Annotated in this window: 7 protein-coding genes and 1 pseudogene; 5 read left to right on the forward strand and 3 right to left on the reverse strand. The window is 70.4% G+C overall.

Annotated features, from left to right (window positions below; genetic code table 11):
* Positions 1 to 98: 98 nt before the first annotated feature.
* Positions 99 to 2,678: an aminopeptidase N gene (pepN, locus tag ACFYW8_RS07200; protein ID WP_389068700.1), complete on the forward strand. Its 2,580-nt coding sequence runs from the start codon at positions 99 to 101 to the stop codon at positions 2,676 to 2,678.
* Positions 2,679 to 2,874: 196 nt separating this feature from the next.
* On the opposite strand, the gene ACFYW8_RS07205 is transcribed toward pepN, so the two are convergent.
* Positions 2,875 to 3,891, reverse strand: a complete 1,017-nt coding sequence (locus ACFYW8_RS07205) for an aspartate-semialdehyde dehydrogenase (RefSeq protein WP_389068843.1) — start codon at positions 3,889 to 3,891, stop codon at positions 2,875 to 2,877.
* 309 nt (positions 3,892 to 4,200) lie between these two features.
* Between ACFYW8_RS07205 and ACFYW8_RS07210 the strand changes: the two genes are divergently transcribed.
* Positions 4,201 to 4,728: a sigma-70 family RNA polymerase sigma factor gene (locus ACFYW8_RS07210; protein WP_365880300.1), complete on the forward strand. Its 528-nt coding sequence runs from the start codon at positions 4,201 to 4,203 to the stop codon at positions 4,726 to 4,728.
* Between the two features lies 1 nt (position 4,729).
* On the forward strand, positions 4,730 to 5,557 hold the full coding sequence (locus tag ACFYW8_RS07215; protein ID WP_389068701.1) for a hypothetical protein: 828 nt from the start codon (positions 4,730 to 4,732) through the stop codon (positions 5,555 to 5,557).
* Positions 5,558 to 5,693: 136 nt separating this feature from the next.
* Here the strand turns inward: ACFYW8_RS07215 and ACFYW8_RS07220 are convergent, their stop codons facing one another.
* Entirely contained in the window at positions 5,694 to 9,017 is a 3,324-nt protein-coding gene (locus ACFYW8_RS07220) for a S8 family serine peptidase (protein WP_389068702.1), read from the reverse strand.
* Between the two features lie 243 nt (positions 9,018 to 9,260).
* On the reverse strand, positions 9,261 to 9,899 hold the full coding sequence (locus tag ACFYW8_RS07225; protein ID WP_389068703.1) for a CGNR zinc finger domain-containing protein: 639 nt from the start codon (positions 9,897 to 9,899) through the stop codon (positions 9,261 to 9,263).
* A gap of 191 nt (positions 9,900 to 10,090) precedes the next feature.
* On the opposite strand from ACFYW8_RS07225, the pseudogene ACFYW8_RS07230 reads away from it, so the two are divergent.
* Positions 10,091 to 10,294: pseudogene (locus ACFYW8_RS07230) on the forward strand (pyridoxamine 5'-phosphate oxidase family protein); the annotation flags it as partial.
* A 259-nt stretch (positions 10,295 to 10,553) separates the two neighbouring features.
* Entirely contained in the window at positions 10,554 to 12,338 is a 1,785-nt protein-coding gene (locus tag ACFYW8_RS07235) for a TIGR03767 family metallophosphoesterase (protein WP_389068704.1), read from the forward strand.
* Positions 12,339 to 12,409 lie beyond the last annotated feature (71 nt).

Raw genomic sequence — 12,409 nt, forward strand, 5'->3', positions numbered from 1 at the left:
GCCCGCGCCCGCCCGCCACCGGCGGGAAACGGACATCGCGCTGTGTGCGGCTCCCGTGGAAGGATGGCGCAACCCACACATAACGAGGAGATGACCGCGTGCCTGGCACAAACCTGACCCGCGAAGAGGCGCAGCAGCGCGCGAAGCTGCTCACCGTTGACTCGTACGAGGTCGATCTCGACCTCTCCGGCGCGCAGGAGGGCGGCACCTACCGGTCCGTGACCACGGTGCGCTTCGACTCCGCCGAGACCGGCGCGGAGTCGTTCATCGACCTGGTGGCCCCGACGGTCCACGAAGTCACCCTCAACGGCGACCCGCTCGATGCGGCCGAGGTCTTCAAGGACTCGCGGATCGCGCTCCCGGGGCTCCTGGAGGGGCGCAACGTCCTCCGCGTCGTGGCCGACTGCGCCTACACCAACACCGGCGAGGGCCTGCACCGGTTCGTCGACCCCGTCGACCAGCAGGCGTACCTCTACACCCAGTTCGAGGTTCCGGACGCACGCCGTGTCTTCGCGTCCTTCGAGCAGCCCGACCTGAAGGCCACCTTCCAGTTCACCGTGAAGGCGCCCTCCGGCTGGACGGTCATCTCCAACTCGCCGGCTCCGGAGCCCAAGGACGACGTCTGGGCCTTCGAGCCGACGCCGCGGATCTCCACGTACATCACCGCGCTGATCGTCGGCCCGTACCACTCCGTGCACAGCGTGTACGAGAAGGACGGACAGACCGTGCCGCTCGGCATCTACTGTCGTCCCTCGCTCGCCGAGTTCCTCGACTCGGACGCGATCTTCGAGGTCACCCGGCAGGGCTTCGACTGGTTCCAGGAGAAGTTCGACTACGCGTACCCGTTCAAGAAGTACGACCAGCTCTTCGTGCCCGAGTTCAACGCGGGCGCGATGGAGAACGCGGGCGCGGTCACGATCCGCGACCAGTACGTCTTCCGCTCCAAGGTCACCGACGCGGCCTACGAGCTGCGCGCCGAGACGATCCTGCACGAGCTGGCCCACATGTGGTTCGGCGACCTCGTGACGATGGAGTGGTGGAACGACCTCTGGCTGAACGAGTCGTTCGCCACCTACACCTCCATCGCCTGCCAGGCCTACCACCCCGACAGCCGGTGGCCGCACTCCTGGACCACGTTCGCCAACTCCATGAAGACGTGGGCGTACCGGCAGGACCAGCTGCCCTCCACGCACCCGATCATGGCCGAGATCCGCGACCTCGACGACGTGCTCGTCAACTTCGACGGCATCACGTACGCCAAGGGCGCCTCCGTCCTCAAGCAGCTCGTCGCCTACGTCGGCATGGACGAGTTCTTCAGCGGCGTCCAGGCCTACTTCAAGGCCCACGCGTACGGCAACACCCGCCTGTCCGACCTCCTCGGCGCCCTGGAGGAGACCTCCGGACGCGACCTCGGGACCTGGTCGCAGAAGTGGCTCCAGACGGCCGGGATCAACATCCTGCGCCCGGAGATCGAGACCGACGCCGACGGTGTCGTCACCTCCTTCGCCATCCGCCAGGAGGCCCCGGCCCTGCCCGCCGGCGCCCAGGGCGAGCCCACGCTGCGCCCGCACCGCATCGCGGTCGGCCTCTACGACCTCGACGCCGACAGCGGCAAGCTGGTGCGCGACGAGCGCATCGAGCTGGACGTGGACGGCGAGCTGACCGCCGTACCGCAGCTCGCCGGCAGGCGCCGCCCCGACGTGATCCTGCTCAACGACGACGACCTGTCGTACGCCAAGGTCCGCCTCGACGAGGACTCGCTCGCCTTCGTCACCGAGCACCTCGGCGACTTCGAGTCCTCCCTGCCGCGCGCCCTGTGCTGGGCCTCGGCCTGGGACATGACCCGCGACGCCGAGCTCGCCACCCGCGACTACCTGGCGCTGGTGCTGTCCGGCATCGGCAAGGAGTCCGACATCGGTGTCGTGCAGTCGCTGCAGCGGCAGGTGAAGCTCGCGATCGAGCTCTACGCCGACCCGACCGCCCGCGAGGCGCTGCTGACCCGCTGGACGGACGCGACGCTCGCCCACCTGCACGCGGCCGAGGCCGGCGGGGACCACCAGCTCGCCTGGGCGCGCGCCTTCGCGGCGACCGCGCGCACTCCGGAGCAGCTCGACCTCCTGGAGGCACTGCTCGAAGGCCGCGAGACCATCGAGGGCCTCGCCGTCGACACCGAGCTGCGCTGGGCCCTCGTGCAGCGGCTCGCGGCCGTCGGACGCTTCGACGACGCGGAGATCGCCGCCGAGTACGAGCGTGACAAGACGGCCGCCGGCGAGCGGCACGCGGCCACCGCGCGGGCGGCCCGTCCCACCGAGGAGGCGAAGGCGGAGGCGTGGGCCTCGGTCGTCGAGTCCGACAAGCTCCCGAACGCCGTGCAGGAGGCGGTCATCGCGGGCTTCGTCCAGACCGACCAGCGTGAGCTGCTCGCCCCTTACACGGACGAGTACTTCACCGTGGTCAAGGAGATCTGGGACGTCCGTTCGCACGAGATCGCGCAGCAGATCGCGACCGGTCTCTACCCGGGCATCCAGGTCGCCGAGGACACCCTCGCCAAGACGGACGCCTGGCTGCTCTCGGCCGAGCCCAACGCCGCCCTGCGACGCCTCGTCTCGGAGTCCCGTTCGGGCGTCGAGCGAGCCCTGAAGGCCCAGGCGGCGGACGCGGGGGCGGCCACCGCGTAATCCCCTCACCCGGGTGAGGGCCATCCGGGCGCCGGCGTTCGTGCCGGTGCCCGGGACAACGCGTGCCGGTGCCCGGGACAGCGGGCGGGACACCGGTTCGATGTCCCGCCCGCTGTCACAGCCGCACCCGCGGAAACCGAGGGGGCGGGGCACCGGCCGGTGCCCCGCCCCCTCGGACGCGCGGTGGATCCGGGCGTCAGCCCTTGAGCTCGGCCGCCACCAGCTCCGCGATCTGGACCGCGTTCAGCGCGGCGCCCTTGCGGAGGTTGTCGCTGGAGACGAACAGCGCGAGGCCGTGCTCGACGGTCTCGTCCGGCCGGATGCGCCCGACGTACGACGCGTCCTTGCCGGCGGCCTGGAGGGGGGTCGGGATGTCGGAGAGGACGACACCCGGGGCGCCCGCGAGCAGCTCGGTGGCGCGCTCGGCGGAGAGCGGGCGCGCGAAGCGGGCGTTCACCTGGAGGGAGTGGCCGGAGAAGACCGGGACACGGACGCAGGTGCCGGAGACCTTGAGGGCGGGGATCTCCAGGATCTTGCGGGACTCGTTCCGGAGCTTCTGCTCCTCGTCGGTCTCGTTCAGACCGTCGTCGACGATCGAGCCGGCGAGGGGGAGCACGTTGAAGGCGATGGGGCGCTTGTAGACCTGCGGCTCGGGGAAGTCGACCGCCTCGCCGTCGTGGGTCAACCGGTCGGCGTCGCCGACGACCTTCAGGGCCTGGCCGTGCAGTTCCGCCACACCGGCGACGCCCGAACCGGACACGGCCTGGTAGGTGGCGACGACCAGCGCTTCCAGGCCGGCCTCCTCGTGCAGCGGCTTGAGGACCGGCATCGCGGCCATCGTCGTGCAGTTCGGGTTGGCGATGATGCCCTTGGGGCGGTCGGTGATCGCGTGCGGGTTCACCTCGGAGACGACGAGGGGGACCTCGGGGTCCTTGCGCCAGGCGGAGGAGTTGTCGATCACGACCGCGCCCTGCGAGGCGACCTTCTCGGCCAGCGCCTTGGAGGTGGCGCCGCCCGCCGAGAACAGCACGATGTCCAGGCCCGAGTAGTCCGCCGTGGAAGCGTCCTCCACCGTGACCCCGTCGACGACCGACCCGGCCGAACGGGCCGAGGCGAACAGACGCAGTTCCTCGGCCGGGAAGTCCCGCTCGACGAGGATCTTGCGCATGGCTGTGCCGACCATACCGGTGGCTCCGACGATTCCGACCCTCACGGCGACTCCCTTGACGTTGCGTTCTACGTGCTCCAGCGCTTCCATCATGCGTCTGACCCCGGTCCGCGTGTCCAATCCTTTCGCCGAGCCGCTCAAGACGTGGGACGCCGGGACGTGCGCCGAGGTGCCCGATCCTGCGGCGGCCCGGCGTCCGGGTACGAAGAAATCGCCCCGCGGCAGAGCGGGACCGCAAGCCGTACGGCGTGGGTGCCGTGATGGATTCGGGCCCGGTGTGACGTACGACTCGAACCCGGCCGAACGTTTTGGCCCGCACCGGCGTCGTAGGGGGAGAGGCGGGAGGGGGGAGGAGTGGCTGTGCTGCGCAGAAAGCCACGTCGGGTGCCGGGGGCGGACGATCCGCTGGACGCGGCGCAGGAACGCCGGGTACGGGCGGTGCTCGCGCTCGGGGGCGTACCGCAGGCGGACCTGCCGGACGGGGTACAGCAGGTCCGGCTGCGGTTGCTGGAGCGTGCCGCCAAGGGGGACGAGGCGCCGCGCGATGTGTCGGCCTGGGCGGCGGTCGTCGCGTCGAACCTCGCGATGGACTGGCACCGGGCCAAGCGCAGGCAGGAGCGGCTGGGTGAACGCCTCGCCTCGCTGAGGCAGCTGGAGCAGCCCTCCGACGAGGAGTCCAGTGTGCTCTCGCTGGCCGTCGCCCAGGGCCTGGACGAACTGCCCGACGCCCAGCGCCAGGTCCTCGTCCTGCGTTTCTACGCCGACCTGCCCGTGCGCGACATCGCCGGCGAGCTCGGCATACCCGAGGGCACGGTCAAGAGCAGGCTGCACACGGCGGTCCGCGCGCTGCGCGCCCGCCTGCACGAGGACGAGGTGGTGTGACGTGGCCGAGTACGAAGGTGTGGACGCGCTGTTGGCCGCGATCACGGACGCCGCACCGCCCGAAGGCGCTCGCGACGACGTCGTGTTCATGGCCGAGTACCGGTCGGCCGCCGCGGACGTGGACGTGCTCCGGGAACAGCTGGTCATCATCGGCGACGCGCTGGCGGACTCCGGGAGGCAGTCCGAGTCGGCCCACGCGTCGTCCCGGAAGCCCCGGAAGCCCCGGAAGCCCCAGAAGTCCAAGAGGCTCCAGAGATTCAAGAAGTCCGGGAAAGACCAGCAGGCCCAGGGGGCACGGGCCCCCGGGGGCGGGCGTCCGGGGGGCGTCCCGAAGAAGCGCTCCCGGCATCCCGGTGGCCTCGCCGTCGGCACCCTGGCGGCCGCCGCGGTGGCCACGCTGGTCGTCGGGATGGGCTGGCTGGTCGCGCACGACGGGGGCGGAGCGGACGTCACGAGCTCGTCCGACTCCAAGGCGGCGGACCGCCCCAGCGCCGGCTCCTTCAGCGGCCCCGGCTACATCGCCTGTTCCCGGCTCATCGCGGAGGGCGAGGTCACCGAGGTGCTCCCGGTCCCCGGCACCGGACAGGACCGGATCACCCTTGACGTGTACCACTACTACAAGCCGGCCAAGGGCGAGAAGACGGTCACCTTCCTGATGGACAGGAACGCCGGTCCGCGGCCGCACCTGGGGGACGAGGTACTGGTCGGCATCCGGCAGCACGCCGTCACGCCCGACATCTGGACCACGGGGGAGAAAGACATCGCCCGCGACCGGTCCTGGATCGTCAGGGCGCTGCCCGAGTCCCAGGGCATGGAGTGCGGGCGGTGAGGGGCGGGCGGTGACCCGTGGGTGGTGCGGCACGCGAAAGGGCGGGCGTCCGTTTCCGGACGCCCGCCCCTGCCCGGGGCCACTCGCGCGGTCGGCCCCTGCCCGGGCCGCTCGCGCGGCCGCGGGGGTCACACCGTTACGGCGTGACCTTCTCGATCTTCACGCTGCCGAGGCCCGCGACCGTGCCGCGCGCGTTCACCAGCTGGACCTGACCGAAGAACTCGCGTCCCTCGGGCGCCGCGGCGGCGGCGGTGACCGAACCGGACACCGTGGCCGAGGCACCGGTCGCGAGCTTCACCGGGGTGGAGTCGTCGACCGTGACCGTGCCGAGCGCGGACGAGAAGAACACGTCCTGGTAGTCGTACGCCGTCGAGCCCGACGGGACCGAGTAGCCCGCGACCTCGATGGTGTACGTCCCGGCGGCGGGGGAGGCGATGGAGACGGCCTCCTCCGAGTCGCCGTCCGCGGACTGCCCGACGACGGCACCGGCGGCGTTCTTCACCGTCAGGTCGAGGTCGGCGGCGTTGTCCGAGACGTTGCCGATGGCCACGTCGAGCGACGCGGCGCCCGCGGGTACCTCGACGGTCGTGGTCTGCGTCGCGCCCTCGGTGATGGTCGGCCGCGCGTTCTTCGAGGAACCGAGCGGGCCGCCCTTCAGCCTGCCGTCGAGCGCGGCGAAGTTGTTCGTCACCTTCCAGGAGGCGGTGGCCGGGGTGCCGACCTTGGCCTCGGGGACGGTCACGACGGCCGGGTCGAAGGCCGCGCCGAGCACGGCGACATCGAGCTTGTACGGGTTGTCGAGCAGCGGTGAGGTACGGCGCGCCTCGACCTCGATCTCCCAGACGCCGGGCTGCGGGTCCGCGTACGAACGCACGTCGGGCTTGCAGCCGTTGCCGTCGAGGTAGTTGTTGTAGCAGTACGGGGTGCCGGTGTTGTCGACCGGAACGCCGTACGGGTGGATCGCGATGAACCGGGTCTGGCTCTTGTCCTTCAGCCCGCCGATCGCGACCTCCAGGGACTTGGCGCCCTCGGGGACCGTGACGAAGTACGACGCGGTGCTGTTGCGCTGCACCGAACTCGACGCGGCGTAGGTGTACTTGAGCGGAGCCGAGACCACGACGGTCGACAGGATCTGCTTGTCGACGCCCTCGGTCCGCGGGTCGTCCACTTCGAGGATCGCGCTCTTCAGGCCGGCCGACTTCGGCGCGGCCTGGACCTTGACGGTCACCGGCTGGTTCAGCGGGAGCCTCACCTCGTCCGAGCCGACGATCCGGAAGGTGCCGGAGGCGTTGTTCTCGAAGTACAGCTCGTGCCGGATCGGCCGGTCCTCGCCCGAGGTACGAGTGACGGTGATGTCGTACGTCTTGCGCTCGCCCGCCTTGAGGCCGCCCTCACGGTCGTACAGGCCGGTGCCGAAGCCCGGTGTCTTCAGCGCGTAGTCGATCGCGGTGTCGACCGGCGCCTTCACGGCGTAGTTGGAAGTCGCGGCGTCGTGCGCGGTGGCGCCGTCCTTGATGGCGTCCCAGGCGTCACCGATGTTGATGAGGCCCGCACCCTCCTCGTACGCCTGAACGCCCTTGATGTGGTCGGCGGTCGACGTCAGCGCGGTGCGCAGGCCGGCCGGGCTGAGGGCGATGCCCTTCTGCTTCGCCGCGCTCAGCAGCAGCGCCGAGGCGCCCGCGGCCTGCGGGGACGCCATCGAGGTGCCCTGGAGCATCGAGTAGCCGGCCGGAAGGGTGTAACCCGCCTCGGCGACCGGGGAGCCGGGCATCCAGGTCTGGGTGGAGTTGATGGAGGCGCCGGGCGCGCTCAGCGTCGGCGTGAAGCCGCCGTCCTCACGCGGGCCGCGCGAGGAGAAGGGCAGCATCTGGTACTTCTTCTCCACCTGCGAGCCGTAGTTGGCGGCCCAGGTCTCCTTGGAGATGGTCGCGCCGACCGAGATGACCTTGTCGGCCAGGCCGGGGTCACCGATGGTGTTCGCGCCGGGTCCCGAGTTGCCCGCGGAGATCACCAGCTGGACGCCGTAGGTGTCGATGAGGCGCGTGTAGAGCTCGGAGCGCGCGTTGTTGCCGTCGTTGAGCGCGGGCAGACCGCCGATGGACATGTTGACGATGTCCACACCGCGGTTGGCGACGAGGTCGATCATGCCCTCGGTCAGCGCGACGTTGGTGCAGCCGCCGGTCCAGGTGCAGGCGCGCGAGGAGACGATCTTCGCGCCCGGGGCCGCGCCGCTCATCTTGCCGCCGAACAGGCCGTTCGCGGCGGTGATGCCCGCGACGTGGGTGCCGTGCTCGGCCTCGATGACGCCGATGTTGACGAAGTCGGCCTTCTTGCCGATCCAGGACCCGCCGTACGGGTCCATCGGCACGTCCTTGCGGATCTCGACGACGAACGGCTGCCGCTCGACGACGTCCGTCGCCGGGTTGTCGGTGCCGAAGTAGCCGATCTGGAAGCCGTCCTTGTACGGCTTCATCGGCTTGTCGTCGGTGAAGTCGCTGTTGTTGTTCAGGTCGACGGTGACCGTGCCGGCCGCCGGGTCGTAGAGCACGCCCCACGCGTCGGTGGTGTCACCGTCGCGGTTCGCGTCGCCCGCGGCGTCGCCGCCCGCCGTCGCCGACTCCCGGAACGTGCTGATCTCGTACGAACCCGCGGGCGCCGTCCACGTCCTGCCGCTGTACGTGAAGGTGGGCCCGGCCACGGGGGTGATCATCGGGCGCCAGGTCGCGTCGCTGTCGAGGATCGGGTCGGTCGAGGTGACCCAGTCGACGATCTTGCGCTCGCCGGTGGTGGTCTTCTGCAGCGCCGGGTGGCCCAGGTCGACGCCGGAGTCCAGGATGCCGATGGTGACGCCCCGGCCGTCCGCCTTCGGGTGATCCTTGACGAAGTCGACGGCACCCGTCTCGAAGGACGGGTTGTACGGGTTCTCGGCGGGGGTGTTCTTGCCGGGGCCCGGGTAAGTGGCGGCCGTGGAGGCGTTGTTGCCGTGTCTGGCGGTGTCGGCGCTCGGGGTGGGGTCGTCCAGCGCGATCTCCTGGCGCAGGTCGATCCCGTGCACCGAGGGAAGCTTCGCGGCGGCGGCGATGGCCGAGTCCGCCCTGCTCGTCGGGACGGTGGCCCGGACGTAGCCGAGCTTGTCGTAACTGCGGCCCACCGAGCCGCCCTTGACCGCGCCCAGCTCCTTGGCGACCTGCTCGGTCTGGCCCGGAGCCGTCGCGATCATCATGGTGACGTTCTTGTCGCCCTTGGCCTTGGCCTCGGCGAGGAGGTCGGCGTCGGTCGAACCGAGCTTGGCGGCGGCGGACTTGGTGCCCGGGTCGGCCGTGGGCGCGCCCGTGTCCGAGGAGAAGGCCATGGGTATCGGCCCGGCCGCGGAGAGCGCGGTCACCAGGCCCGCGGCCACGGCCAGGCGGGCCACGCGTCTCGCGCCCGTTATCGGGGCGCGCTGAGGGTCGGAGGTCATCTGCATCCCTTGTCGGTAAAGGAACGAGCGTGGAACGGCCGGTTCCGACGGTCGTTGTGGACCGGTCGCGTCGGTCCGGTATGTGAACCCGGATGACCGCTCAGCTTTACCCAAGGGGCAGTTGTTTGGGGAGAGTTGACCGAGGCGGGATAGAGCCATGGCGTACTTCCGCCATACGCCATGACGATGATGACCCGCTATGAGGTGATATCCCGGACGGCTAGGATGTCTCGCTTTGTCGATTCAGCTCTCTTTTGTGCGCGCGTAGTGGCGGGATGCCTTCGCACGGTTACCGCAGGCCGCCATGGAACACCAGCGGCGGGTGCCGTTCCGCGAGGTGTCGAAGAAGTGCAGGATGCACGCGTCGTGGGCGCAGCGGCGGATGCGGTCCGGGGCGGTGTCCAGCAGTTCCAGGTAGTCGCGTGCGGCGAGCCAGGCCGGCGCCCAGGAGGGATCGTCGAACTCGGGCGTCCCGCCCGGCCCTTGAGTGGTCAGCGTCAGGCGGACGCGACCGTGCGCGAGCACGGCGTCGACACGGGCGGCGGCCTCCGCCGCGATCCGGGGGCCGACGTCCGTCGGTCCGTCACCATCGGAGGTCCCGCCGGGCCTGTCACCCTCCGCGGTCCCGTTCCGTCTGGGGTCGTCGCCCGGTCCGTGGGGTGTGTCGATCACGGCGCGCAGGGCGTCGCGGGCTTCGAGCGTGTGGCGCAGGACTGTGTCGTCGGCCGGGAGGTCGAGCCCGTTGCCCGCCAGCCAGACCGCGAGGCCCTGGGTGCCGGTCAGCAGGTCCCGCACCACGCCCTCGTGGATCCAGCGCGTGTTGAGCAGGTCGAGCGAGACCGGCTCGCCGGTGAGGGGGCGGGGGTCGGGGCTGGTGGACATGGGTGGGTCTCCCTTCACTGCTAACCGCTCAAGAGTAGGTCACCGGTTGGCGCCCTCGATTCTAACCTTTAATGTCAATGACAAGGGTTAACTCTCCTTGGGGGCGGCCGACGGCGGAAAGGGACTGTCATGACGCTGCGCACCGGCCGCATCGGCCTGAACGTCACGGACCTCGACCGCTCGCTCGCCTTGACCTCGTGGGTGACCCGCGCGCCGGTCTGCTCCTCCTGGACTGGACATCGGGAGCGGTGCTCCAGCTGACCGGCACGGCCCGCACGGAGTTCGCCCCGGACGGCGAACGGACCGTCCGGTTCACCCTCACCGAAGCCGTCGAGACACCCGGCGCCAGCCCCCTGCGCTGGTCCGCGCCCGCGTACTCACCGGCAAATCCGTGAACGGGCGGGCGAGAGCCCCGGAATCACCTCCCCTACCCCGAAAGATGAACACGGAGTGACCGGCCACCGGCCGTTCGGACAGGACTCCATTGACGTCCGGGGGGCGCCAAGATCGACGTACGGTGATCGGTGCCGCCCGTTGCCACCCAGTTAACGCGCAGGTCATCCCCAGTGCCAACGATCCAGTATGAGCGGGGAGTTCGCGAGTCGAGCGCTCCGCGGCCACTGCCGACGCATTCGCACTCGGGGAGACCGCGCCATGCCGCGCATACGCTCTGTCGCCACCGTACCCGCCCTCGACCGCCGAGCCCTGCTGGCCGCCGCCGGCGCGGTGTCCCTCTCCGCGGGGATCGGTCTCGCCCTGCGCCCGGAGGTCCCGGCACACGCCGCGACGCCGGGCCAGGCACCCGTGGCCGACTCCGTCGCCCACACCACGGAGCAGTCGGCCGCGGCCGCTCGCAAGACACCGGCCGGGCTCGCCCCGTACACCCGGGGTACGACGCTGAGCAGCGTCGCCACTCCGCACTTCAACGTCCCCGGGTACCGCAGGCTCGGGAACGGCCCCGGCTGGAAGCGCGTCGTGCGCGACGAACTGGCCGCCGGCAAGGCGGGCCGTGAGGACCGGCGCACCGCGCTCGCCGCGTTCGTGCAGCTCACCGACCTGCATCTGACCGATGTCCAGCACCCGATGCGTGTGGAGTATCTGCGCTCCGGCAAGAGGAACGCCTGGCGCCCGCAGGAGGCGCTGACCGTCGCGGGCGCGGTCTCGCTCGTCGAGCGCGTCAACTCCCTTCACGGAGCCCCCGTCACCGGTTCTCCGCTGCACTTCGTCATGACGACCGGGGACAACACCGACAACAACTCCAAGACGGAGCTGGACTGGTTCCTGAAGGTCATGAGCGGTGGCCGGATCAGCCCGAACAGCGGTGACCCGCGGCACTACGAAGGCGTCCAGGCCAGCGGCCTGAAGACCTACTGGCAGCCCGACGCCACCCTGCGCGACGCCGACAAGCAGGTCGGCTTCCCGCACATCAAGGGCTTCCTGGAGGCCGCGATCCGCGAGCTGCGCAGCCCCGGCCTGAGCCTGCCCTGGTACTCCACCGTCGGCAACCACGACGCCCTTCCGCTCGGCGTCTACGGATCGCGCGGAGACTCGTACCTCACCGAGTTCGCCGTCGGCGGCAAGAAGCTGATGTCACTGGGCGCGGCGGAGAGCAACGCGCTCCTCGCCTCGATCAAGTACGCCCGCAGTCCGAAGGGCGCCGAGTTCCACAACCTGCTCAAATCGCACACCCGGCAGATGCGCTCGGTCACGCCCGACGAGAGGCGCGCTCCGTTCACGCCCGCCGAGTACCTCAAGGCGCACCTCGACCCGGCCAACACCGGACCGGGCCCGATCGGCCACGGCTACTCCTCCGCGAACGTCGCCGCGGGCACCGCGTACTACACGTTCCGCATCGCCGAGGACGTCATCGGCGTCAGCCTGGACACCACCGACCCCGGCGGCCACTTCGAGGGCTCGATCGGCACGGCGCAGCTGCGCTGGCTGGAGAGGACGCTGGGCGAGAACAAGGACTCGTACGTCGTCGTCTTCAGCCACCACACCAGCAAGACGATGCGCAACACGCAGGCCGACCCGGCCCACGCGGCCGAGAAGCGGCACGGCGGGGACGAGGTCGTCGCCCTCCTCGCCCGCTTCAGCAACACCCTGGCCTGGGTGAACGGTCACACCCACGAGAACGAGATCACTCCGCACGCCGGCCCCGGCAACCTCTCCTTCTGGGAGATCTCCACCGCCTCCCACGTCGACTACCCCCAGCTCGCCCGTGTCATCGAGCTGGTGGACAACAAGGACGGCACGCTCTCGCTGTTCACCACCCTCATCGAGTCCGCCGCCCCGCACGCCACGGACATCTCCGACCTCACCCAGACGGGTCTCGCGGCGCTGTACCGAGAGCTCTCCTTCAACGCGCCCGACTCCCGCACCGACCTGGCGGGCACCTCGCGCGACCGCAACACCGAGCTGATCCTCAAGAAGGGCTGAATACGGCTCAACCCGCGCCGTCCGGGCAACCCGTCGATGTGCCTTCGTGTCTGTCCCGTCGACCAAGTCCG

The sequence above is a fragment of the Streptomyces sp. NPDC002742 genome (genome assembly GCF_042888885.1).
Lineage (GTDB): Bacteria > Actinomycetota > Actinomycetes > Streptomycetales > Streptomycetaceae > Streptomyces.